At 51.0% G+C, this 24,425-nt stretch carries 15 protein-coding genes; 2 read left to right on the forward strand and 13 right to left on the reverse strand.

What is annotated here, in order from left to right; translation table 11 throughout:
* Nucleotides 1–6: 6 nt before the first annotated feature.
* Nucleotides 7–411 carry a methylglyoxal synthase gene (locus H9Q79_RS04940; protein ID WP_118644438.1) on the reverse strand — a complete coding sequence of 135 codons (405 nt, stop codon included), beginning with the start codon at nucleotides 409–411 and terminating at the stop codon, nucleotides 7–9.
* A 314-nt stretch (nucleotides 412–725) separates the two neighbouring features.
* On the opposite strand from H9Q79_RS04940, the gene H9Q79_RS04945 reads away from it, so the two are divergent.
* A complete protein-coding gene (locus tag H9Q79_RS04945) occupies nucleotides 726–947 on the forward strand; it encodes an alpha/beta-type small acid-soluble spore protein (protein WP_118644436.1) in 222 nt (73 codons plus the stop codon).
* A 104-nt stretch (nucleotides 948–1,051) separates the two neighbouring features.
* Here the strand turns inward: H9Q79_RS04945 and H9Q79_RS04950 are convergent, their stop codons facing one another.
* From H9Q79_RS04950 to H9Q79_RS04965, 4 genes are all read right to left on the reverse strand, one after another.
* The gene (locus H9Q79_RS04950; protein WP_118644434.1) at nucleotides 1,052–1,525 is read right to left on the reverse strand and encodes a DUF6465 family protein; all 474 of its coding nucleotides are present in this window, start codon (nucleotides 1,523–1,525) and stop codon (nucleotides 1,052–1,054) included.
* Between the two features lie 122 nt (nucleotides 1,526–1,647).
* Nucleotides 1,648–3,705 (reverse strand): ATP-dependent DNA helicase RecG, encoded by a 2,058-nt coding sequence (gene recG / locus H9Q79_RS04955; protein WP_249329307.1) that lies wholly within the window; start codon nucleotides 3,703–3,705, stop codon nucleotides 1,648–1,650.
* Nucleotides 3,706–3,721: 16 nt separating this feature from the next.
* A complete protein-coding gene (locus H9Q79_RS04960; protein ID WP_249329308.1) occupies nucleotides 3,722–5,380 on the reverse strand; it encodes a DAK2 domain-containing protein in 1,659 nt (552 codons plus the stop codon).
* A gap of 21 nt (nucleotides 5,381–5,401) precedes the next feature.
* Nucleotides 5,402–5,758, reverse strand: a complete 357-nt coding sequence (locus H9Q79_RS04965; protein ID WP_118644432.1) for an Asp23/Gls24 family envelope stress response protein — start codon at nucleotides 5,756–5,758, stop codon at nucleotides 5,402–5,404.
* Nucleotides 5,759–5,951: 193 nt separating this feature from the next.
* On the opposite strand from H9Q79_RS04965, the gene rpmB reads away from it, so the two are divergent.
* Complete coding sequence (gene rpmB, locus H9Q79_RS04970) at nucleotides 5,952–6,137, forward strand: 50S ribosomal protein L28 (protein ID WP_118644430.1); 186 nt, start codon at nucleotides 5,952–5,954, stop codon at nucleotides 6,135–6,137.
* A 75-nt stretch (nucleotides 6,138–6,212) separates the two neighbouring features.
* Here rpmB and H9Q79_RS04975 read toward each other — a convergent pair whose 3' ends face one another.
* The 8 genes from H9Q79_RS04975 to H9Q79_RS05010 all read right to left on the reverse strand — a co-directional run bounded on the left by H9Q79_RS04975 (nucleotide 6,213) and on the right by H9Q79_RS05010 (nucleotide 24,413).
* A complete protein-coding gene (locus H9Q79_RS04975) occupies nucleotides 6,213–6,935 on the reverse strand; it encodes a prepilin-type N-terminal cleavage/methylation domain-containing protein (RefSeq protein ID WP_249329309.1) in 723 nt (240 codons plus the stop codon).
* A gap of 68 nt (nucleotides 6,936–7,003) precedes the next feature.
* Complete coding sequence (locus tag H9Q79_RS04980; protein WP_249329310.1) at nucleotides 7,004–7,387, reverse strand: type IV pilus modification PilV family protein; 384 nt, start codon at nucleotides 7,385–7,387, stop codon at nucleotides 7,004–7,006.
* A 13-nt stretch (nucleotides 7,388–7,400) separates the two neighbouring features.
* Nucleotides 7,401–8,066 carry a hypothetical protein gene (locus H9Q79_RS04985; RefSeq protein WP_118644424.1) on the reverse strand — a complete coding sequence of 222 codons (666 nt, stop codon included), beginning with the start codon at nucleotides 8,064–8,066 and terminating at the stop codon, nucleotides 7,401–7,403.
* Nucleotides 8,067–8,131: 65 nt separating this feature from the next.
* Nucleotides 8,132–19,405 (reverse strand): discoidin domain-containing protein, encoded by an 11,274-nt coding sequence (locus tag H9Q79_RS04990; protein WP_249329311.1) that lies wholly within the window; start codon nucleotides 19,403–19,405, stop codon nucleotides 8,132–8,134.
* A gap of 73 nt (nucleotides 19,406–19,478) precedes the next feature.
* On the reverse strand, nucleotides 19,479–20,528 hold the full coding sequence (locus H9Q79_RS04995; RefSeq protein WP_330596927.1) for a type IV pilus twitching motility protein PilT: 1,050 nt from the start codon (nucleotides 20,526–20,528) through the stop codon (nucleotides 19,479–19,481).
* Between the two features lie 19 nt (nucleotides 20,529–20,547).
* Nucleotides 20,548–22,230 carry a GspE/PulE family protein gene (locus H9Q79_RS05000; protein WP_249329312.1) on the reverse strand — a complete coding sequence of 561 codons (1,683 nt, stop codon included), beginning with the start codon at nucleotides 22,228–22,230 and terminating at the stop codon, nucleotides 20,548–20,550.
* Nucleotides 22,231–22,239: 9 nt separating this feature from the next.
* A complete protein-coding gene (locus H9Q79_RS05005; protein ID WP_147371432.1) occupies nucleotides 22,240–22,947 on the reverse strand; it encodes a hypothetical protein in 708 nt (235 codons plus the stop codon).
* A gap of 5 nt (nucleotides 22,948–22,952) precedes the next feature.
* Nucleotides 22,953–24,413 (reverse strand): type IV pilus biogenesis protein PilM, encoded by a 1,461-nt coding sequence (locus H9Q79_RS05010; protein ID WP_249329313.1) that lies wholly within the window; start codon nucleotides 24,411–24,413, stop codon nucleotides 22,953–22,955.
* Between the last annotated feature and the right edge of the window lie 12 nt (nucleotides 24,414–24,425).

The raw sequence follows: 24,425 nt of genomic DNA on the forward strand, positions 1-24,425 counted from the left end.
GTTTTCTCAATCCTCATCCCTGAACTGCTCCCTCCAGTCCAGATCTCCTCTTGCCAGCCCCAGGATCAGGGACTCCGCAGTAGCGATGTTCGTCGCCACCGGAATATTGTACCTGTCACAGCTTCGCACGATCTGGTACACATCTGGCTCCTTGGGATCAATCATGACCGGGTTATAAAAAAAGATCACCATATCCATATCTTCCCGCTCGATCATCTCCGTGAACTGCTTGTCTCCTCCGACGCTGCCTGCCAGAAATTTGTGTACTCTCAGATTCGTCACTTCTTCAATTCTTCTGCCTGTTGTGCCTGTGGCATACACCTCGTGTTTCATCAATATACCTTTATAAGCGATGCAAAAGTCTTCTATCAAACTCTTTTTGCTGTTGTGCGCGATGATACCAATATTCATGGTTCCATACTCCTCTCCTCGACGGTCACTGTCCGCAGCCAGGCCAGAAAGCGCCGGTCTGCCATCAGCAACCCTTGATGCTCATGGATATTATAACAAATAACTAAAAAATTCGCAATTATTTTTGCAATTTTATACGGAATCACCATCCAAAAGTTATTGTTCGCTCCGTGAACAGCAGCTTCCATACGCTTGAAAAAACTGCCAGTTTATTTTATCTGTAAACACATATACTACCAGCGTAACGAATTAACGTTACATTATCTCAGAAAATTAAAAACAAAAAATCAAAAAACAAAGGAGGCGTATGAACAATGGCTAATCGTTCATCTAATACGACTGCAGTACCGGAAGCAAAAGGCGCACTGGACCGTTTCAAATTCGAGGTGGCAAATGAACTGGGTGTTCCCCTTTCTGAAGGATATAACGGAAACCTGACTTCCAAGCAGAACGGATCTGTAGGTGGCTATATGGTGAAGAAAATGATCGAAGCTCAGGAGCGTCAGATGTCTGGCGGTTCCGGTCAGCAGTTCTAATCATTTCATCATGAAACAGGATCTCAGTTGACTGAGATCTAAAAAGAGAGACTGCCGTATTCCAGAATACGACGGTCTCTCTTAGCGTGCCTCAGGGCGGCTGGTTATAGCTCGAAGCTTCCGGTAATATTCTCGTTGATCACGTAATATGCAGTAGTCTCTTCCGGCTTCACATAAAGCTTCACATCTTTTAAATCTCCTGCGTCTCTTCCCAGTTCAGCAGTCCATATTTCCTTCACCCTGGCAAACAGATCCGCAGACGCCAGTTCCTTTCCGCTAAACTGAAGGATCAGAGAGGTGGATGGCTCTTTTTTAACCGCTTCCTTCTTGGAAGCCGTCTTACGCGAAACTGTTTTTTTAGCCGGGGCTTTCTTAGCAGCGGGCGCTTTCCTGGCCGGGGCTTTCTTATTTTCTTTTACTGTATTCTTTGCAGACTCCTTAACAGGCTCTGCAGTTTCTTTTGTAGGTTCTTTTGTTGCAACTGTCTGTTTTGGTTCTTCTGTTGTCTTTACAGCATTCGTGGATGTCTTCTTTACTTCAGCTTTTACTGCGGCAACTGGTGCTTTTTTTTCTGCCATTTCACATTCCTCCCACGTTTCGTATAATAACCACATCTTTTCCTGCTTATCATAACGTTTTTTTTGGGCATTTTCAAGAGAAGCGCCGCAAGTTTGTCAGTAACGACCAAATTCCATAGTTTTCATAGCAAAATGTCAGCATTTTGACGTTCAAGATAATGCTCCAAAGCCTCACTCAGCAGCCTGTTCTGAGGCAGTTTCAGCTCAGGATCCAGCTCCAGAATCTCACGCACCGCGGCGCTGGATTCTTTTAATATATCCGCATCCTGATAGATATCCGCGATCTGGAAGTCCGCAATTCCGCTCTGCCGGATTCCGAAGAGATCCCCCGGTCCCCGAAGCTTCAAATCCTCTTCGGCGATGTAAAAGCCATCGTTTGATCTATTCAGGATGTCCAGACGCCGGGATGTTTCTTCCTTCTCATCACCCTGCATGAAAATACAGTAAGACTGTGCCTCACCCCGCCCTACCCGGCCGCGGAGCTGATGAAGCTGTGCCAGCCCGAAGCGTTCGGCATTCTCAATCAGCATGACTGTGGCGTTGGGCACATTGACGCCCACTTCCACAACTGTTGTGGAAACAAGGATCTGGATCTCATTCGCCGCAAAAGCTTCCATGATCTCATTTTTTTTCTGCGCCTTCATCTGGCCGTGCAGCGGCTCCACACGGATGCCGGCAGGCATCCGTTCCCTCAGGCGGCTGCTGTAATCCATCACATTCTCACAATTCAGCTCTTCATTCTCTTCTACCATGGGACAGATCACATATACCTGATGGCCGGCCGTTATTTCCCGTTCCATGAACTGATAGGCGTTCGGCCGCCAGGAGGTGCCTACCACACAATTCTTGATCGGAAGGCGGCGGGCCGGCAGCTCATTCAAAACAGATATGTCCAGATCGCCGTACAGGATAATCGCCAATGTGCGGGGAATCGGGGTAGCGCTCATGACGAGAACATTGGGAGGATACCCTTTCTCAGTCAGAAGCGTTCTCTGACGCACACCGAACCTATGCTGCTCATCAGTGATTACCAGAGCCAGATCCCGGTATACGACCTTTTCCTGGATCAGCGCGTGAGTTCCAACGATCATCTTTGTCTCTCCGGAAGCAATCTTCTCATAGATCTCCCGCTTCTCCTTCTGCGTACAGCTGCCCTTCAGCAGCACAGGACGGGCGTCTGTGATCTGATTTTCTTCCAGCAGGCGGCACAGTGATTCATAGTGCTGGACAGCCAGCACTTCGGTAGGAACCATCAGGGCGCTCTGGTATCCGTTCTCACAGCACATAATCATTGAGAGAAACGCCAGAATCGTCTTGCCGCTTCCCACATCTCCCTGAATCAATCGATTCATCAGTAGCCGCCCCGTCATATCCCGTTCCAGTTCATTCCAGACGCCCATCTGCGCGTCGGTCAGGCGGTAGGGCAGATTCTCAATCACTTCCTCTGTCCTCCAGACCGCTCTCATTGGAAAATGATTCTCCACAGTTTCCGTCTTTTCCTTCAGCCTGCTGAGAGCCAGGATAAAAAAGAAAAACTCATCGAACACCAGCCTGCGGCGGGCTTCGGCCAGGGAATTCCGGTCAGAGGGAAAATGGATCTCCGCTATCGCGTAATTGATCTCACAGAGCCTTAATCTCTCACGTTGTTCTTCCGGCAGATATTCCGGCTCCAGGCTTCGCTCCTCCAACAACTGGCTGACAGCTTTGATGACCATTTTATTGGTCAGTCCTGTGGTCAGCGGATAGATCGGCCGGAGCTGCCCCTGTATCTCATCATATCCTGCGATTGTAAATATCTCCGGATGTTCCATGGTCTTTCTTCCGTTCTTCATCGAAACACGGCCACGGAAAATATAGCTGCCGCCCCTTTTCAGCGTGCTTTTTAAAAAGGGCATGTGAAACCAGGTGATCTGCAGCTTACCGGTCTCATCCTCTAGCTGGAGGATGGTGACAGATTTATGATTGTAGTTTTTAACGCTGGGCTGACGAAGAATTCTTCCGCAGACGGCATTTTTTTCGTTATCCCTGACCATGCCGAGAGGCACTGTCTGTTCATAGGAATCATAATCCCGCGGATAATAATGAAGAAGCTGGTTGAGATTGCCTACTCCGGCTCTCTCAAACAGCTTTTCTGTTTTCTCTCCGATTCCCTTCAGGGTTCTCAAAGATTCTTCCTTCATATCATTTACCGGACTGTTATTCTACTGAAATAATACAATAGTAAATAGGCTGTCCGCCGGCGTTCACTTCCACATCACAGTCAGAATATTTTTCAGAAACTTCCTGAGCCAGCTTTTCTGCTTCTTCTTCTGAAAAATCCTCACCATAATAAATGCTGATAAGCTCCGCGCCTTCCTCCATCATGGCGTCCACCGTCTCTCTGGCCACTTCAGCCACTTCTTTTCCCACAGCCAGGATGCCATGGTCGCCGATCGCCATAATATCGCCCTGATGGATCTCTTTATCCTCAATCCGCGTATCCCTTACCGCATATGTGACCTGCCCGGTACGTACTGTCTGGATCATCTCATTCATGATCTCCGTGTTCTCTTCCACAGATTTTTCCGGAGCGAAATTGATGATGGCTGTAATCCCCTGGGGAACCGTCTTCGTAGGGATAACAATGATGTTCTTATCCTTGGTCAGCTCCCTGGCCTGATTGGCCGCCAGAATGATGTTCTTATTGTTGGGATAAATAAATATATTCCTGGCATTGACCTGAGCAATGGCATTCAGCATATCTTCCGTACTGGGATTCATGGTCTGTCCGCCCTCAATCAGGTAGTCCACATCCAGCCCCCGGAAAATCTCTCCGAAGCCGTCCCCAATGGATACGGCGATAAACCCGACTTCCTTCTCCGGCTTCTGAACCGGGGCAGCCTGCTGCTGTGCCAGCTTCTCCGCATCCTTAATCACTCTTTCCTGATGCTCTTCTCTCATATTGTCAATCTTCATCCGGGTCAGCGATCCGTACAGCAGCGCCCGCTGAAGGGCCAGACCCGGATCGTTGGTATGAACATGGACTTTCACAATCTCCTCATCAGCCACCACGACTATCGAATCTCCGATTGATGAAAGGTAGGCTTTGAAGTCCAGCTCTTCTGTGCGGTTGAGCGGTTTGTTCAATACGAGGATAAACTCGGTGCAGTAGCCGAATTTAATCTCCTCTTCGGTCTCTCTGGAGACCTTCACAAATTCTGACCCGCCGGAAGCCGGCTGAAAATCCAACCGGATCTCCTTGCCCATAAATGCATCATAGGCACCCTGCAGCACAGTCATCAGGCCCTGTCCGCCGGAATCCACAACTCCCGCCTCCTTCAACACCGGAAGCATCTCAGGAGTCTGGGACAGGACGTATTCTCCATGTGTCAGAATCTCCTTCATGAAGTCGGAAAGAGGCAGGCTTTCCTCAGAAAGTTCCACTGCTTTGTCAGCAATACCTCTGGCAACGGTCAGGATCGTCCCTTCCTTCGGCTTCATGACTGCCTTGTAAGCTGTCTCCACGGCCTTTACCAGCGCTGCCGCCAGCACAGGCGCGTCCGCTTCTTCATAATTACGGATACCCTTCGTAAAACCACGCAGCAGCTGGGATAAGATAACGCCCGAATTCCCGCGGGCGCCCCGCAGGGAGCCTGAAGAGATTGCCTTGGCCAGGTCCGGCATCGTGGCCTTCTCCAGCGCGCTGACCTCTTTGACTGCCGACATGATTGTCATCGTCATATTCGTCCCCGTATCCCCGTCAGGAACTGGAAAAACGTTCAGCTCATTAATCCACTCCTTTTTAGCTTCCAGATTCTTAGCTCCTGCCAAAAACATTTTCGCAAGCAATTTGGCATCTATTGTATTTGCAGACACAACAAGTTTCCTCCTCTTACCTCAATCTATGACGCGTACGCCTTCAACCAGAATACGGACATGCTCCGTCTCCATTCCGGTGAATTCTTCCACTTTATACTTTACATTTCCAATCAAGTTATCTGCCACTGCGGAAATGCTGACGCCATACGCCACGATAACATGGAAATCCAGCGAAATCTTATTATCGTTGATTACAACATTAATGCCGTGCTTGATGCTGTCTTTTCTAAGTAATTTAACCAGGCCGTCCTTCATATTGACCGCTGCCATGCCTACTATTCCAAAGCACTCCACGGCGACAGTCCCGGCATAAGTAGCGATGACATCCGGATTAATGACAACTTCTCCCAATCCCGTATTCATTCGACCTTTCATGTCTTACGCTCCCTTCACTGCTTTTTTCTCTATCTAAGTATAACCGATTATGGCGGAAAATGAAATAAGAAAATGAAAAACCTTGTAAAATTTATTTTTTGTACTTGCAAAACACGTCTATATCTGGTAGAATAACTTATGTTGTGAGCCCATATAATGACTGGCTCAAGTTTATTGTCAAGGAGGTGCAATCATGGCAAAATGTGCAATCTGCGAAAAGGGCGTTTACTTTGGTAACAGTGTAAGCCATTCTCATAGAAGATCCAACAAGATGTGGAAATCAAACGTCAAGTCAGTTCGTGTGAAGACTGAGAATGGAAACAAAAGAATGTACGTTTGTACTTCCTGCTTAAGAAGCGGAAAAGTAGAACGCGCTTAAGTATCGTTTTGGAATCTTAACAGGGATTTTTCAGAGGCGGCCATCCTTCCGGATGCCGCCTCTTCTTCTGTCATTTTATGCTTCTTCCTGAATCTTGTCATAATCAGAAGGTTCCGAGAAATTATAGCATTCGATATAGCTGACGGCCTTATAGGAGCCATAGCGGTCATGATTGATCGTCAGATCCACCCGGATGATATTGGGTGGATATTCAGCTCCTGAAGGATCCGCCTGGGAAAACTTTAATTCTTCAATATAATATCCCATATATGCCGCCTGGTCAAAACTCCAGTCCACCGCTTCATAACGGGTCACCGTGCCCAAAGCAGAGCCCGGAGCACTGCTCTGAACCGCATAATAATATAGAAGCAGCTGGTCTTCTGTATCCTGATACTGGTTTCCTGAGAGATTGTCTCCGCTGTCATCCCGGATCTTTCCCTTAGCCCCCGTAGTCGTGATACAGATATGGCTGCCGGTCCGGTCATACAGTTCAATCACCTGCCCGCTCTCATAGATCTTCAGCGTTTTATCCTGGCTTGCGCCTCCCTGGGCAATACTCACCTGTGCGCCCCCGATTTCACCGGTTATCTTCTCCAGAAGCGTATCCGACACCTGGCATCCATAGGTAACCCCCTTAATCTGATAATAGACTTTCATACAGGAAAAAATCACCTGACTGAGAGCAGTTAAAAACAGGCATAAAAGAGCAAACGCCACTATCAGCTCCACCAAAGTGACGCCCTGCCTGTTTTTTAATAGATGTTTCCTCACTTTTCTGCCTTCTCTGTTTATCCTCATATCACCCTGCTCCGCAATCCCTATGCTGATCTGAACTATTTCACTGCCGCCTCTTTTTTGCGGCCGCATCAATGAATTTCTGAAAAAAAGGAATACAGCTGATAACCGGTTTCATCATCTTCATAGAGCTGAAGCCCTGTACTTTGCAAACCGATGCTGATTTCCTTAGCCTTATTCCCCGCCGCAGTCTTTTCCACATCCACAGCCAGGCTCAGGCTGAGGCCTTCCAGCTTCTGCCTCCCCGCCTGGTTGGCTGTTTTATAATAACCGGCGTTAAAGCTCTCATTCTTTTCAATCATTTTCTGCGAAGTTACCAGCATTTTCGATGATGTCAGCACCACTCTTGAAAACATGACAATCATGACCATCACAACGAGAAAGGCAATCAGGACCTCAACCATTGTAGATCCGGATGTAGAATTTTTTCTTCTTTTTTTTGCTGTTATTTTCATGATGTTCCTCCTTCTACTCCCGCATATTCAAGCTCCAGCTCCATGCCTTCTCATTTTCTATGGAATTCCCGTTTGGATTCACTTCTGCGCCGGCAGTCCCTGCATCCGGTCCGGGGGCGTCTGTATAATCTGTACTTCCCACAATCAGTTCATAGGTAGAGGTAACGGTCGTCTTCTGTCTGCCCTTTTCACAGGTCACCTGTATGACCAGGGGCGTACCCGCTTCTTCAGCCCCTGATTCACTTTCCCAGTAAATCATCACCGAAATGCCGTCCAGAAGCTCCGCTCCCTCTATACCTGCGTCTGACGGGGTGATTGTAAAATACCTGCAGGCATAGGAGGCCGTATGTCCTCTTTCTTCCGTATTATAATAAGGCCAGCTGCTCTGCCATACATTATAGCGCAGATAGAACCAGAGGGGATATTTTCCTTCGTTCAGCGCAGCCTCCTGTTCCTGGTAAGACTGAAAGGGTGGAATCGTGATCTCCTCTTCCAATGCCTTGCTCAGGCTCTGAGCCAGTTCCCGGCACTGGGATGCATCCTGCCGCTTCCCGGCCGTATGGAACAGGGAATAAGAGATCATCAGAAGAGACAGGCTGAGCAGCATCACTACCGCCATAATGATGATCGCACCGAGAAGTGCCGAACCATCTTTCTGCTTTCGGATATTTACCTTCATCGCCTGTCTCCTTTCCTCTGCCCTGCTCTCCCTCATTCTATGCCCCGTAGGTGGTCCATATAATCTCATCCGGCATCGCTGTCATAGATATCCCCATGGTATAAACCATTTTCCGGAAGCGTCTGGACCTTCACTCCATCTGTAAAACGGAAAATCTTCACGTTCTCTGATTCGCCCACAGAGATTTCCTCCGCCGGCATGGTCAGCTCATATTTAAGCCCTTCCGCCGTCTGTGTGACCGTAAGGGTCACAGACACCGTGAGCAGAGAAATCTCACCGCCGTCTATATTTTCAGCCGTCAAGATCCCCAGCTCATACACGCCGGGAATTCTGGCCACCGATGCTTCCTGGCTGCCAAACCAGAGATGGTATCCGGATGCCTTCGGATCCGCTGTCCAGCTGTACCGTCTGCCTGAAAGACCCGGCAAAGCCTGCTCTCCCCCTCCGGCAGCCTGCAGCACGCCAACAGCTTCATTTGTCTGCGTGCTGTTTACCACCGGCGCCCTCAGCACCAGTTCCGGAAACGTACCCAGACTGATCCAATCCGTCCATTGGCTGATTCCGCCGTTCCCTATTTCAATGGACGCTGCCCGAACTTCCAGCACATGGCCCTGCCAGAGCGCGTACTCCTCGTCACTCAGTGACAGCACTGAGGTAATATCACTCGTTCCGGTTCCTGCAGCGCCAAGACGTCTTCGGGTATAAATCCCTCCGGCCCCGTCGGTGACAGCCACCTCCCATACCAGCCAATGGTTGGATACCGCTTTTACCTCGTAGGCCGTCTGAACCTGCCCTGAGGTTTCCAGCCAGAGGCTTACGGCCGGGGCGCCGGCATACTCTTCCTGCCTCGTTGTCCCGGTTTCTATGGTTCCTGAAGAATTTCTGCTCCGGTACCAGTTTTCTATTTCTGAATATTCGTATCTCAACAGGTTCTCATCCGTAACCTCTGACCGGACTGAGACTGATGCAGTAAACAGGAACGCCGGATCATAGTAACCGCTCTCACTCACAGATTCCGCATCTGGCAGCACCAGGCGGAATCCGCCGTCCTCCCATTGCAGTACAGACACAGTATTTACTTTTGCTGTGTCATCTGCTGCCGACTCGTCTGCCGTTCCTGTGTAGGGCAGAACCACATAAGAAGAGGCTCCCGGCCCTATATCTCCCAGGAAGACGGCAAGATCATCCATAGAACAAGCCGGAACGGATGCGTTCTGCCATTCCTCAGGATGGAAACCTTCATAGCTGGAGTCGTAATATACCCGGTAACTCCCTGATCCGGTTTTTTCAAGATATATCCAGTCCGCATCGCTGACAGTGTATTGCTCCGGCAGATTTAAGCCCTCTGCAATGACCGCCGAACGCACCAGCCGTATTCGGTAATTGTCTGCATATAACTGTTCCGCAAAGCGCAGAGCAGTCTGTATCACAGGTAGGTCGTCCGTTCCCGCTCCGGTCTGGAAATAATCGCCGTTCCACTGGCCGTCTCGGTAATACAGAGTTTTTGTCTCTTCAGCAAATTCCGGCGTTTCCGTCTGCACTCTTGGTATCTGTATCCAGCGGTAGTTAACCGTTCCCTCCTCCGTCTCATCCTCATCGGACCACAGGGAACTCACATTGCTGTCAGATACGCTCCTCATGGCAATTTTCAGCCATTTTCCCGCATAATCGGCAGAGATCCCCCTCAGGCTGTATTCCGCCGACAGGAAATTACCGCTCATGGCAGCGCTGTCCGCCTTAGAAACCAGCGTTACCAGCGCTCCGTCATCCCAGCACCCCTGAAGCGTCCCGTCACCGTCACCGCCGCAGGATACTTTTTCAGAGGAAGGCTCTTCCCGGTTCTCAAATACCGCTGCCGCCAGCTCATATTTGCCCTGGAGCACGCCGCTCTCACCGAATGGCGTATATTGCAGCAAAATGCCGTCGGCCGCCAGCGATTCCTGGGTTACATATGTCTCTTCCTGTCCGGCCGTCGTTTCATCATGAAGGTAATAAGACGGACTCCCCGTCAATTCCTCCACATCCGGCACATCCAACCGGCTGGGCAGCGTCATGGTCCGCACTACTCCCTCAGACCCGTCACGGTACACTGCCGCCTGATCTGCCGCAATCGCCCTGACAGAGATATCGATCATTTCTCCCCGGGCGTAATCATTCAGATCCAGCATGCGGGTCATCACATCTCCCGCCTCGCCGGACGCCGGGAATTCCCAGATTTCTTCCAGATTTCTCACAAGCTTCCAGTTCCCCGCCTCTGCAGAAGCTTCCCAGCGTATGGTCATGGTTTTCAGAACAGAATTTCCGTCAGCCTCCTCCTGCCATCTGTAAACTGCCTGATCCGGAGTTTCTTCAAGCTCTACGCCTGGTTTGCTGCCGTATAATGTCCGCAGCTTCTGCAGCGCAGCTTCAAATGAAGCCTGGTCAGCATATTCAACTTCAGCAACGGTATCTGCATCGGAACGGTTTACCAGCACCTGATAGGCAGACAGCTCGCTCCTCTCACCCTCCGGGATTCCGTCCCAGGTAATGTCGTAGATCAGGGAATTCTTTTCAACTATTCCGGCTTCATTTCTATGCAGAGACACCACCGGTTTCGCAATCTGTGAGAAACGCAGCTTCAATTCACAGACTTTAACAGAACCTGCCGGAAATACCAGAGTCATATCATTCTGGCCCGCTTCTCCCCGCCTGCTGATGGAGATTGTCACCCGCTTATAATTCCAGGCAGAAATATCATAAGATAATTCATTATCTCCATCCGTGCCAGTGACATAGGTACCGCTGCCTGCCTGGACCGCTGTTCCGTCTGCCGTATAGCCTGTTAACAGATAATCGTACACGGCCCCCTTCTGATAGTTATAACTGCCGTCTTCATTTTCATAGCCCTGTTTTTCCAGATCCCAGGTGATTTTCAATAGATCTTCATTAGGATCTCCGTCAATCCCGTTTCCGGCATGATCGTTAATATGAATCTGAGGAGCCTTTACCAGTTTCTTCTCCTCTGCCAGGCGGTAATATATAACCTGTGTCTGCTTGCTCTGCCCGCTTTCGGAATAATCATAATTTTTGTACCCGTTGTACTCCAGCAGCGCGTTGTAGTAGATCGTATAGCTTCCATCTGAGGCCAGTTCAATTACATATCCATCAGCCAAAGTGCCGTTATGAATGAGCCGCTCCGCCGTCGGTTCCCTGGTCAGGGTACCGTCCGCTGACACATACAGCTCTTTCAGTTCCTCTCCGGACAGCCCCTTTGCCCCGGCTTCTGATTTTAATCCACTGATATCTACGGCATGCCCGGTATATACGATATTATTGGACATCATAGCCGGATAACTTCTCACCATCAGATCTGCATAGACAGAATCATCAAGAAGCTGTGCAGGCAGGGAGCTCAGGGAAGTCGCCACCGTGTCTGTCGTAGTATCTGAAGTCCGCAGGCTGGAACTGCTCAGCATCACCCGGACTCCCAGCTCTTTATCCAGCGCTGTCAGCTCAGACCGCATATACAGTACATATTTCGTGAACTTTATCTTCAGCTGATAGCTGAGAGTATCCGAGGTGATTCCCCTGAAGCCGATGCCGTTCCCAGCATCCGGCTTCAGGCTCACCTGGGCAAAATTAACATCCGCACTTTTATAGCTGGATGAAACAGGAGCCATGGATTCCCGGAGCTGGCGCACTGATCCTGTGTAGCTCCCCCCGCTGTGGACAGCTTCCGCTGAAAACAGGCAGTTGCTCTCACTGCCGTCAAAATAAGCGGCAGATTTTCCGGATTTTGCATTAAAGGACATATCTTTATTCCCCGCCTTTATGGAAATCATAATGCTTTCCAGCACAGCTTCTGTGTCCGCGGCACCACAGGATGCCAGGAATGTCCTGTATTCCTCCTGGTTATCCAGAAACGCCTGATATTTCAATGTATCATTGTCTCTCACCAGCTCCAGATGATACTGAGGCGTAGGCAGCACATCCAAAACCGCCTGGTCAGCAGGCGCGGAATACGGTGACCAGACTTCCGTCAGCCTGCCGCCTTCATCCAGCGTCGAAACTCCAGCTCTCACCTGGAAAATAATCTGCTTCACCGCCTGGCCGCCGATTGCCGTAACAGGAAGCTGGGCCTGGGTGGTATATACCCTGTCTTGTTTTTCCGCCAGCTTTGTGCCGTCCGCCCCATAATAGGCTGCCTGATATTCATAGAAACCGGCGCCGGCAACGCTTCCCCATTCTGCCTGGTATACGGCTCCCCCGGCATCCTTCATAACTATTCCGGCAGGAGTCCCAAGGCTCGTAACAGATTCATGGGCATCCACGTTAAAATACGGATCATCCGCCATAAAAACCTGATAGCGTATATTATCCTCTCCATCTCCTAATGCAGCCAGTTTTCCGGAAGTTATGTCACCTGAAGCAAATGCCGTCCGAGGATTTATGGAAAATCCAGGAAGGCCGATCGTGATCTGGTCGCTCTCGGAACCGGATACCAGCCGATAGCCGCCGCCGGAGCCCATCCGCTCCACACGCGCTGCCATCCCCCGGCCTTTATCCTTCCCTGAGGAAGCGGAATATTTACAGCTCTCATATGCCATCCCCCTATAAGTACAGACGGTGCCGCTGTTGCTGCCAGTGAGGCTGCTTCCCGCCCCGTCGTACTTTCCGTAGCTGAGAGAACCTCCATCGGCAGATAAATATCCCAGGTTTCCATCATAGTCTATTCCCAGCACCTGCCCCCGGAAATGCGCGCGGATCAGACAAGCGTTCGTACCCGCTCCGCCCCTGCGGATGGATTTTGTCACCTCTATCCTGATTCTCCGGGCTTTTACCGTCTTCTCCAGGCTGATTACTTCTTGGGAATCTGCAGCAAAATTGCCTGTTGAAGCGTTGGACATGGAAGAAGCCGCCGTCCAGCTCCCACCCTCTGTATAAGGGCTGTAATAAACTGTATAATCAGTCACCCGGTAATCCGTTCCACGGTTCCAATACAGATCCATACCCGACAGGTCAATCGCTGTATTGAACGTAAAGATATAAGACATGGAAACCGTTCCCGACTGGCTGTTAGAGAAATAGGCTCTGTCTCCGTCGTTCAGCCCCTTGGTGTCCCAGACAATTTTCTTCAGGTATTCCGGTTTCTGAATGCCTGCCGCCTCTATTTTTCTGACATAGAAGCCGTCAGGTTCCAGGTCCGTTTCCTTGCCGTCTTTATCATAATAAACCACCGTCGAGCCTGACGCGTCGTCTGAGAGGTAGTAATTGCTTTCATCTCCCGCTTTTCCGGAAATCGGATAATCGGTATCCGCTATTCCAAAACATTTGGAGACCGTCAGGTTATTTTCACTGTTCACTGTGATGCCGCTGATACTTTCGCCATTCATCCCATAGCCATAGTTCCTGCAGCTCCTGATATAGGAGCCGGCAGAAAATTTACTGATCTCGCCGGCAATTCCGGCGCTCTGGCCGCCAGCCTGGATCAGGCCTGTATTGACGCAGTCTTCTATCTGCAGATATACGCTGCTTCCGCCATAAGAACCGCCCACAATGCCGCCCACATGTTTTCCTCGGATCAGCCCGTGATTCTCACAGCGCACCATGCGCGCCGGGGTCGACCGGATGTCATACAGCATGCCCGTGATACCTGCGGAGCCCGCCGTGTCATCGGTGTAAATTTCCCCGTAATTCTGGCAGTCAGAAATAGTGCCCCCGTAATACTTCCAGATCCCGACCATGCCGCCCACACGGGCGGTTCCACGTATTTTCCCGTAATTCTGGCAGTTGCTGATCTGCCATGCACTGCCTGTGGCACACTCCAGACGGCCCACAATACCTCCCACGCCATTGGAGGAAGAGACTGTCTTCTCAACAGTAGCACGGTTAATACAATAGGAGGTGTCATTTTCTGAAGCGCTGTATCCGATAATGCCTCCGCAGCCGTTATCCTGGGCATTCTGGGGCGCGAAGACCACCCAGCCCCTTCCCGTTACCGCACAGGATATCCTGCCGGTCTTCCTGTTATAGCCGGCAATACCGCCCACATGGCCTCTGTAATTTTCTATAATCAAGCTGGTTTCATCCCAGCCCGCGGACCAGGTGTTACCGGCGTGGTCATAGCCGATATCCTCAATCGTCCCGCTGTTCAGACCGGCAATACCTCCCGTATGTGCATAGGCAGCCGTATTATTTTCTGTTCCAATATATACACAGGCCGACGCTTTTTTGATTTCATCGAGTTTACTGCTGTTCTTTTTAAACGGGGAATATGTCTTTTCCCCTGTGCCGAAAGTGATTCCTCTCAACGACGCACCCTGCCCGTTCACGCCGGCGGCGCCTCCGATATTCGCCACATTGTTCGGATCACCCATGCCGGTGATCCGGGCGGCATTAACCAGACAGTCTGTAACGGCTGCCATACTGGGGGCCTCTGAATCCCCATTGATACCCACGATCCCACCATATCCGTAGATTACTGACCCGTTTGTCTCGAAATCGGTATTTGGGTTGTACTCCGGAGCATTCTGTGGATTATTCGCCGTGCCTTCTACGCTGCCGTTAAATTCACAATAACTGATGGAGCCTTCATTTTTGCCTGCAATTCCGCCCAAATTCCCATAATAAGACATATTTGTCTGCACAAAAGCAAGGGTGGCGTAGACACGGCTGTATTCAGCAGCCGTCCCTGAAATAGAACCGCTGTTGCTTCCGGCCATCCCTCCCAGAGAAACATCCGTACCGTTGGAAACCAGGGAAAGTTCCTTTCCCGGCCCTCCCGCCTGGCAGCCTGAGAGAGTTCCTGTATTGATCCCGGCTATTCCTCCCAGGGCGCCTCCGACGCTTCCAGACGGATTCGTAATCTGTATTCCCACGGCAGTGCTGTCCTGAATGATGCCGTTGTTCACTCCGCTGATGCCGCCGGCAAAATCTCTTCCCATAAAACTGAGCGTTTCCTTTTCCGCCTGGACGGCACATTCCCGGACGTTCCCGCCATTGACACCGGCGATTCCACCGCTGATGCCGTTAGCTGCAGAAACAGAGCCATAATCCGTGCAGCGGCTGACAGTTCCCTGATTTACTCCAATAATTCCGCCTGCATTGCCGCTTCTGGCGGCGGAGACACTTCCGTGGTTTTCACAGTTCAGGATTTCTCCGTTCTGGCTGCTGTCAATCCCGATAATACCTCCGGCGTCGCCGTCTTCGGCATATATGATCGCTTTGTTACAGAAACCTGCCACCTCCTGAGCCTGGCTGTTTCCTGCAATTCCTCCGACATTTCCGGTTCCAGTAACAGTGCCGTTGAACGTCACCTGATTCACATTTTCTGAAAGACCCAGGTTTTCCTCTGTCGTCCCGGCAACTCCTCCGATATTCTGTCCGGAACCGGCTATGATGCCCTGAATATCTTCACTGAGAGTCAGATGAGCGCCGCTGTAATTATACCCGGCAATACCTCCGGCGTTTCCCACCGTTCCCTGCGCGTGTACGATAGAATTTTTCATAGAAATATTTTGTATGCTTCCAAAATTTTCCGCCGTAATGCCGCCCACGTAGTTTCTTCCGGTAACCGTCACCTTTTCAAAAGACGACTGTTTAATCACTCCGTCCGCTTTATTGACGCCGGAAATACCTCCCACGTAGTCAGAATTTCCGCTTCCTATGCTGGATACCGCACAATTGAAAATCGTGCCCTCATTGACCTCGCACAGTCCGCCCTCGTAGGTCCCGCTCGAGACCACGTCGCCCACATCCTGATTCCGGCAGTTCTCCAAAGTCACTTTGCGTCCGACTTTTCCGATCATTCCTCCCGCGTAAGAATAGCGGAAGCTCTCGCCCGTATATGTGAGCCTACCAGGCTGTTCCTTCTCATTTACTATAGAATTTGTAGCCGTCACAGGGGTCAGGTTCGTCACATCCTGTATATGAAGAGCCGTATTTTCATCATTGTAGCCCACCACGCCGCCTGCATAAATCCGAGCCGTGATTTCTCCCAGCTTCGTATGTGTTCCCGAAGAGGATTCCCGTCCATGGATCACCAGGCATCCGTCTCCGCCTGCCAGCCGATGATCTGCCAGTAATCCGGCAGCTTCCTCCAGCCCTGCAGCCGCAAATGCCTGTATGTTGGCGTCAGCAGCAGCATGAATTGCTTCACGTCCGGTTCCGCCGCTCACAATACAATTATAGCCGATAAAGCCCCCTGCGAAAGCGTCGGCAGACAGCTTGCCCAGGAAGTTATCTGTTTTGAAATCTGCTGATATGTCCGTGCCGCCGACTGCAATTACATTTCCGCCGATGGTTCCTCCGACGCAGTATCTCCCCTTCACCTCATTAGGATTCGAATGAAGTGATCTTTCCCTGGTGTCTTCGTCCATGAAAAATGCCAGCGAAGCATTGAAACCTGCATAACCGCCCACATAGCTTCCGCTGCTGCGGATATAGCCTCCTGCCACTTCATAATCCTCAACGACCGCATTCACATCATTATATCCTACAATCCCTCCAGCATAACTGCCGCCGTTCACGTAGCAGACCGCTGAGAGAATCCCCTTGCTTCCGGATTCCCGTATGCCGGATGAATTTCTCGGCGTATTCCCCAGGCTCCCATTGTTATAGCCGGCAATGCCGCCTGCATAATTGCCTCCTGCCGCCAGATCTGCCAGCTCTGCCATGATGCCGCTCCTGTCTACGTCGCTGCTGCAGCCGAAAATTCTTCCGGTATTATAGCCGGTGATCCCGCCTGCATAACTGCCTGTCGCCGCCACCATGCCTTTATTGATCCAGCGGTTCACCTGAAGGGTATAATCGGCTCTCTGGTCCGGAATGACAATCCCGTTTTGATCCGTCCCTCCCACAGCGGCACTGCAGCCTACAATACCGCCCACGTAAGAATTACCGATTACATGCGCTTCATTAACGCCGCTCTTGCCTCCGGAAAGGGTTCCGTCTATCCCCTCTTCCGTGCCTTCACTGAAACCTGCGATTCCTCCAACATACTGATAGCCGAATACATAGCCGGATTTCCCCTCTTCATTCTCCGTCCGGCACACTGCGACAGAAGCTCCATCGTTATATCCCACGATGCCGCCCACATATACGCCGTTCAGTTTTGGTTCCAATCCTTCCGGTTCCGCCAGCCAGGCTTTCAATTCTGCATCCGTATACTGGGGGGAGCTGACGCAGTCCCGTATCTCCACTCTGGAAGTCTCCCCGGACGTATTCTTGCAGTATCCGGCAATTCCGCCGATATAACGGCCGCTGTCAGGCGCATCTGAGCTGCCGCGGACAGCCTCCACGCGGCCATAGTTCTTACAGGCTTTTATCTGAAACTCTTTATCCTCCAGGGTTTCCATCCTGCCTATGATACCTCCCACATAGGTGTTACCTATTACAGAGGCCCTATTCACAAGGCTTTCATAGACGACTTCATCCCCCTCTTCTTCTCCTGACTGTGCACCGGTAATACCGCCCACATCCAGGGTTCCTGTGACGATGCTGGGACTTTCATCAGGCTTTGAACTGAGCGTCTGCAGCCCTTCCAGCTTTCCGCTGTTCACACCGCAGAACGCGCCTGTTTTCTCTGTCCCCGCCACCTGAATACAGTCCAGAGAAAACTCTCTCAGGGTGCCTTTATTCTCCAAAAATACTCCGGTTGCACCCGTGCTCTTCTCTCCGTAAAGGCCTGCTTTCTTGTTCGCCGATTCTGTAACCGACAGCCCGCTGATTACGCGCTCCTTGGCATTTCCCTCAAAGACTGCACAGCTCCGCAGCTGCCTGATGGACGGAAAATTGTTGTCTGCCGCCGGATGGGTTTCATAATATTCATTCGTCTCATAGAGACTTCCGCTTTCAGAAAATGCTTTCCAGTCGACATTGGCCGTGAGCTGATAGGTAATCTGGTCTGATGTTTTCAAACCTTCATACCCTTTCTGGCTCCGCTGATCATCCGTATAATCTTCCATATACCGGACATTGTAGAGATGACGTCCGTTCTCGACCGCATAAACTGCCGCCGACTGCCCGCCGGCAGTCGAAATGTGAGCGCTTCCAAAATACGTATTTTCAACATTGCTCTGCTTTTTAGCCGTAGTCTTATAATAGGTGCCGGACCCCTGTACCGTACAGTAAATATCCTCTGTCCTCACTCCGAACCGCCGGAAACTGTAGGTACTCCGAAGCATACGCAGATCAAGGGACAGCCCCTCTTCCCGGCTGATATCTTCTGAATCATCCATGAGTGCAGTATAGGCGTCATAATAGAGAGAACTGGTCGCTCCCAGATCTGCCGCGTCCAGAATCAGGCGGATGGTCCCGTCCTGCTCCACCCAGGCTGGAATATCATAATTCCCCAGCTTCTGAGCCCTCGGATTCTTCATGTTTTCATCATAATTATATCTGGTCACACCACAGGAGACTTCTGATTTAAAGAGCTCGTTCTTCAAATGTGTCCCGTCTACCGTAAGTACCAACAGCGGAGTCTTGCTTCCCTTGGCATAGACAATGACCTCATAGGTCAATTCCTGGGTGGCCGCTTTTACCTTGTTCAATTTAAATGACAGGTTCAGCGTATCGCCGTTGTTCAGTTTTACTTCACTGATCGATGGTTTTTCCGTCCGGGTGCTGGTTGCCCTGGAAAGAGTATCCACCCCGTAGTAGCCCACCATCCTGTCCTTCCGGTATTCTGTCTCTCTGTTGGATATATCCACCTTACCCTTTGTTCCGGTATTTCCGGAATTATATTCAAATCCCGTGCTGATATCGCTGTACAACACGGCAAAAACCTGGCCGTCCTCAGGAGTGAATTCCAGGCAGACAGTGGCGTTTAAAATGGAAACGTCATACAGATAAGAAGACAGCAGGTCATACAGAAGCGTTGCATCTTCTCCTGCAGTTCCTTCCAGATACGCCTGATAATCCTCACTGGTCCCGATCAGTGAACAGATAGTCCCCTGATAACGGGATGCATTGGGCCTGGTGGTGTCCTTGCTGCTCTCCGGCCATACCTCAGACATTTGATAGCTGTTTCCGTCGGAGTCTTTAAGAGCCGTGACATCCAATGTGTTGCGGTACGCGTCACCCCCGTCAGAAAGCGCGGCCTGCAGGCTGGGAAGCTGGCCGTTAACGCTGTATTCCGTCAGCTGGTTCTGAGCGGCCACAAAGATGGTCTGGGCATATTCATTCTGACGTTTGAAATTCGACCAGTTGATCCATTTCATAACACCGATGACAATGCCCCCAGTCAAAATTAATAAGATCACAATGACGACAACCAGTTCCACCAGGGTAAATCCCCCCCGGCGGCCACTGCCTGCCAGTCTGCTCATTTTTCTGTCTGATCTTTGCTTCTCAGTCCTCATACCTTTGCTCATCCCTTAATTCATACCCCTCAGGGCCTGGGAACAGCTCATGCTGTTCCGTTTCTTTTTGCGGTTAAAAATATTGTTCCAGCTCTTTGCGGTCATTTGTGTACTGGAATGCGGTTTCCTTTGTGATAAATCCCTGAGCCTCCAGCCTTGCCAGATCCGCGTTCAGCGTATGCATGCCTAACCCTCCGCCGGACTGCATGACGTTGCCGATCTGATGAGTCTTGCCCTCCCGGATCAGATTGGCTACCGCGTCGTTCCCGACCAGTATCTCCGTAGCCGCAATCCGCCCGGAGCTGCCGGCCACAGGCATCAGGCATTGTGTGATTACCCCCTTCAGCACTCCTGACAGCTGGATTCGCACCTGATCCTTGGAGCCCACTGGACAGGCATCGATAATCCTGTCAATTGTCTGGGCCGCTCCCGTGGTATGCAGCGTAGACAGCACGAGATGGCCGGTCTCCGCAGCCGTCAGTGCGGCCTGTATCGTTTCATAATCTCTCATCTCACCCACCAGGATAATGTCCGGATCCTCCCTCAGAGCGCTGCGGAGTGCAGAGGCAAAATCTGTCGTGTCCCTTCCGGCCTCTCTCTGGTGAATCAGCGCCCGCTTCCTGGTATAGACATACTCAACGGGATCTTCAATCGTCAGGATATGGACGGCTTCCCTTTGGTTGATATAATCAATCATGGCGGCCAGCGTCGTTGATTTTCCGCTTCCGGTTGGCCCTGTCACCAAAATTAGCCCTCTCGGCTCTGATGCCAGTTCATAGAGTTTTTCCGGCAGGTGCAGTTCCGCAAGGGTGGGAATATGGCTGTTCAGCAGACGGACAGCCGCTGCAATGTGATCCTGCTCACGGAAGATGTTAATCCTGTGTCTGTTGCCGTCCTCTGTCTGGAAGGCAAAGTCCACATCTGAACCCCGGCGGAGCTGTTCCTTCTGCTCCTCATTTAACAGCTCGTAGAGCATCTCCTCTGTTTCCTCCTGAGAAGGCTGCAGAGGTGCTTCGCAGAGCCGTCCCTGCTGTCTGATCAGAAGCGGCTGGCCGGCCGTCATATGAATATCCGATGCCTCCAGCTCACGCCCCATATATAATATGCGTTCAAAATCCATCATCCGCTTTCCATCCTCCCGTTTATGAGTAATAAGCGATCTTGCGCAGCTCCTCAACTGTCGTGATTCCCTCCTGAACCAGCTGCAGGCTGCATTCCTTCAGCGTCCTCATCCCCTGGTTCGCAACGGCATATTCTTCAATCTCCTCTGAAGAAGCGCCGTTTTGTATCATTTTCCGTACCTGTTTGTCTATCTGAATGATTTCATGTATGGCCATCCGCCCCCGGTATCCGGTATAATTACACAGCGGACATCCCTTGGCCTTATGCACCATTTTTACATGTTCACCGAGCATTTGCTTCTCATCCTCTGTAGTCTCTGCCACCTCTTCACAATCCGGGCACAGCTTTCTCACCAGGCGCTGTGCGATAATCCCAACCACTGAGCTGGCAATCAGATAGGGCTCCAGCCCCATATCCTCCAGACGGATCACCGAAGAAGCCGCATTATTCGTATGAAGAGTGGAAAATACCAGGTGCCCGGTAATTGCTGCCCGGACAGAGATGGACGCCGTCTCCACGTCACGCGTCTCCCCGACCATGATAATATCCGGATCTTGGCGCAGCAGGGCTCTCAGGCCCGCTTCAAAGGTCAGGCCTGCCTGATTATTAACCTGCATCTGATTCACCTTGGCCAGATTTTTTTCCACGGGATCTTCGATCGTGGAAATATTCACTGAACGCTTTGACAGCTCCTCCAGGATCATGTAGAGAGTCGTAGTCTTGCCGGAACCTGTGGGACCTGTAAAATAGATAATCCCATTCGGGGAATTGAGCATCGCCTGCATCTTATGAAAATCCGTCTCATGCATGCCGAAGGTGGACGGATAATCGATTTTCGCATTGCCGCTCAGCAGCCGCAAAACCGCTTTTTCTCCGAAAACCGTTGGGATCATAGATACACGGATGTTTACATATTCACCCTCTATCTTCTGCCGGAAGTGTCCGTCCTGAGGAATCCTCCGCTCAGCAATGTCCATATCTCCCAGGATTTTAATGCGGGCGATCAAAGAACTATGCAGACTTTTCTGAAGCGTCACATAATCCACGATCACACCGTCAATGCGCATACGCACCACTGTCTGATCCTCAAAGGGTTCAATATGAATATCCGACGCGTTTGTGCTGTAGGCCCGCTTGACCAGACGGTTCAGCAAGTTTATAACCGGCGTTTCGTCATCACCCTCTTCCTGAAAATCCAGCTCCTCGATCTCCTGGTTGTCGAAGCTCTTGTTTGCTATTTTAGCAGCATTCCTGGCCTCTACTTCCGCATAATAATAGCGGATTGCATTTTTCAGCGGGGCCGACTCACAGAGCTGGATCTCCAGCTGCATGCCTGTCAGCTGCTTAATATCCTCGATCCCGTAAAAATTCAGCGGATCATTCAGCAGCACTGTCAGCACATTCTCGGCCTGCTGCACTGCCAGCATCTCATATTTTTCAGCCAGAGGACGAGGGATCTTCTCCACCGCCTCTATTTCCACATCAATTCCGGACACATCCGCCAGCTTCAGGCTCAGGCATTGCGCCAGCGCCTCCATCACCTGCTGCTCTGTAATATATCCGAGCTCTACCAGGGCGCCGCCCATACGGACATTCTGGTGTGTCTTCTGATAAGCAAGGGCCGCCTCTACCTGTGCCTCGTTGATATACCCATATTCTTTTAATACATCGCCGATCCGAAGATTCCTGATATTTTTCTCCATGTTTCCCTCTTATTCTTCCGTCAGACTGTCTTCCGGCTGTTTTTCAGCCTCAGCAGCCGCCGCTTCCGCCGCGGCGGCCTGGCCTGCCATATATTCCGTAACATTCTCATACATATAGAATTCCATGGAAAGGGACAATGTATAAGAATCCTCCGTTTTCCCCTTCTGCCAGCTGAGTTCTGTGACGCGCAGCTTTGGCTCCAGCGATGCACAGGAATCCATCATGGACTGCAGGCTGCTTCTGCTCCCGTTGAGGATCATTGTTATCTTAGCAGCATATGCGCCGGGAAAATCTATGCCGGACGCTTTCTGCTCCGAATCATAGCTGTCCAGCATGGCTCTGTAACCCACCAGCGACACATAGCCTCCCGGCTGCGGCATATCAATGTCCAAATCCTTAACTCCCAGCCCGCAGGCCAGCGCCATGCCGGTCAAAGTCCGGTCAATTTCCATGCTGGAAGTCTCCTCATAAAAACTGCTCTGAATGTCTGCCAGCTCTTCTTCCAGAGAGGCAACACTCTGTTCCAGCAGCGGAATCTTGGCGATCTTCGTTTCTTTATCCATCTTTTCTATTCTCGCATCCGCCAGCTGCTGGGAAACCTCCTGATTTTTCTCGAGAAGCGGCCTCAGCACTCCGAAGCCCAGCCCAATCACAATGGCAAATACCACAAGAAAATAGAGAAGCTTTTTATCTCTTTCTGTAATTTCAAATGTCATAGGAATCATTCCCCCTGTCTCGGCGCCAATATGCAGTTCACCTTCACGCGCCAGGTTCCTTCAGAATCCTGGCTGTACCCGCTGTAATCCACCGCTGCAAAGATCTGCTGCTGGCTCAGAAGGGTTGCAAACTGATGGATCTGGTCAACATTGGCAGCACTGGTATTAAAAGTGATTACCCCTGTGGACGCATCATAACTGCTGACCTCGGCAGTAACCAGGCCCGCCGCACAGGAAGACAGTACATTGTTGACTGTGCTGTCCACCAGCGGATATTCCAGAATCCCTGCACGCAGCTCTTGAAGATTTTGCTTCAGCCCTCCGGCAGACTGTATCGCATGGGTCAGGCTGTCATATCTCTCGCAGGCCTCCAATACCTCTGCGCTTTCATTATATTCCTGCACTTCAGCCAGCTTCAGGGAAAGAAAGAAGGTATGTATGCCTGCGGCGGCCGCCGCCGCCGCCAGCACGCCGCCCAGGATAACCGGCAGCAGCCACTTTTTTGCACTCTTTGACAACGAATTCTGCTTGCCGCGCCCTTTGCTCATCTGGCTCATGAGATTCGTCCTGGCGTCCGTCTTTACCAGACCGCCCGCGGCCAGGGCATAATCAGAAAAACGCCCTCCTGCTTCAGTTTCCTTCATGACCGTCCCGCCATCCAGTTCTACGATCCGTAAATTACCCCCCTGGCCGGAGCCGGTTTTATAACGCTCCGCATCTTCCCGGCTGAAACCGGCAATATAGACAGACTCCAGGCCCTCCGTAATATGCTGGGCGCTGGCGAACTGCCTGATGCTGCCCACCGCTCTGGCCGCTTCTTCTGTAAAACCAGGTGTCCCGGGATCTGAAAAGAGCCTCGTTCTGTTGGAGTATTCATATTTGCCATTTACTAATAAGATATTCACCAGTATCATGTCATCCACGAACTGGACAATCCCCGTCGCCTCTTTCATCTGAGGCAGGCTGGCCAGAAGCCGGATCATGGTGCCGACGCCGTTCTCCACACTGGAAACAGTGATTCCCAGCTTTCCAAACAGATTCAGGTACGCCTGTATGAACTCTCTTTGAACGACGGCCGCATATACGGTCTGCATCTTCGCCTTATGCCCTGCTGATCCCGGCATGGGGAAATAACCATAAAGCGGGTCTGAGATTCTGTCCGCATCCGCGAATTCTCGGCTCAGATATTCCAGCGTCTGCGCCGGCTTCTGAAGGGGCACATCCACCACACGGGAAATGAACTGGCTGCTGTCGATGACCAGGCCGATCCCTGTTCTCGGAAGATTATTGCTCTCCCAGATTCCCTTTATGATTTCCAGGAACCCTTCCTCATCCGTCACCGTTCCGTTCAGGATGCAGCCGGCCGTATCCACAGCATGATACACCTTATGAACAGAAATCCGTTCTCCGGCGGCATCTCCTGACAGGACCCGGATGTACCGGTTAGACAAATAGATGATGATCATAAATTCCTCCTT

The organism is Wansuia hejianensis (genome assembly GCF_014337215.1).
Lineage (GTDB): Bacteria > Bacillota > Clostridia > Lachnospirales > Lachnospiraceae > Scatomonas > Scatomonas hejianensis.

What these genes read in the sequence shown, in the direction of transcription:
- H9Q79_RS04940 (WP_118644438.1), bottom strand. Translation starts at nt 411, where the DNA reads ATGAATATTGGTATCATCGCGCACAACAGCAAAAAGAGTTTGATAGAA.
- H9Q79_RS04945 (WP_118644436.1), top strand. Translation starts at nt 726, where the DNA reads ATGGCTAATCGTTCATCTAATACGACTGCAGTACCGGAAGCAAAAGGC.
- H9Q79_RS04950 (WP_118644434.1), bottom strand. Translation starts at nt 1,525, where the DNA reads ATGGCAGAAAAAAAAGCACCAGTTGCCGCAGTAAAAGCTGAAGTAAAG.
- recG (WP_249329307.1), bottom strand. Translation starts at nt 3,705, where the DNA reads ATGAAGGAAGAATCTTTGAGAACCCTGAAGGGAATCGGAGAGAAAACA.
- H9Q79_RS04965 (WP_118644432.1), bottom strand. Translation starts at nt 5,758, where the DNA reads ATGAAAGGTCGAATGAATACGGGATTGGGAGAAGTTGTCATTAATCCG.
- rpmB (WP_118644430.1), top strand. Translation starts at nt 5,952, where the DNA reads ATGGCAAAATGTGCAATCTGCGAAAAGGGCGTTTACTTTGGTAACAGT.
- H9Q79_RS04975 (WP_249329309.1), bottom strand. Translation starts at nt 6,935, where the DNA reads ATGAGGATAAACAGAGAAGGCAGAAAAGTGAGGAAACATCTATTAAAA.
- H9Q79_RS04980 (WP_249329310.1), bottom strand. Translation starts at nt 7,387, where the DNA reads ATGAAAATAACAGCAAAAAAAAGAAGAAAAAATTCTACATCCGGATCT.
- H9Q79_RS04985 (WP_118644424.1), bottom strand. Translation starts at nt 8,066, where the DNA reads ATGAAGGTAAATATCCGAAAGCAGAAAGATGGTTCGGCACTTCTCGGT.
- H9Q79_RS04990 (WP_249329311.1), bottom strand. Translation starts at nt 19,405, where the DNA reads ATGAGGACTGAGAAGCAAAGATCAGACAGAAAAATGAGCAGACTGGCA.
- H9Q79_RS04995 (WP_330596927.1), bottom strand. Translation starts at nt 20,528, where the DNA reads ATGATGGATTTTGAACGCATATTATATATGGGGCGTGAGCTGGAGGCA.
- H9Q79_RS05000 (WP_249329312.1), bottom strand. Translation starts at nt 22,230, where the DNA reads ATGGAGAAAAATATCAGGAATCTTCGGATCGGCGATGTATTAAAAGAA.
- H9Q79_RS05005 (WP_147371432.1), bottom strand. Translation starts at nt 22,947, where the DNA reads ATGACATTTGAAATTACAGAAAGAGATAAAAAGCTTCTCTATTTTCTT.
- H9Q79_RS05010 (WP_249329313.1), bottom strand. Translation starts at nt 24,413, where the DNA reads ATGATCATCATCTATTTGTCTAACCGGTACATCCGGGTCCTGTCAGGA.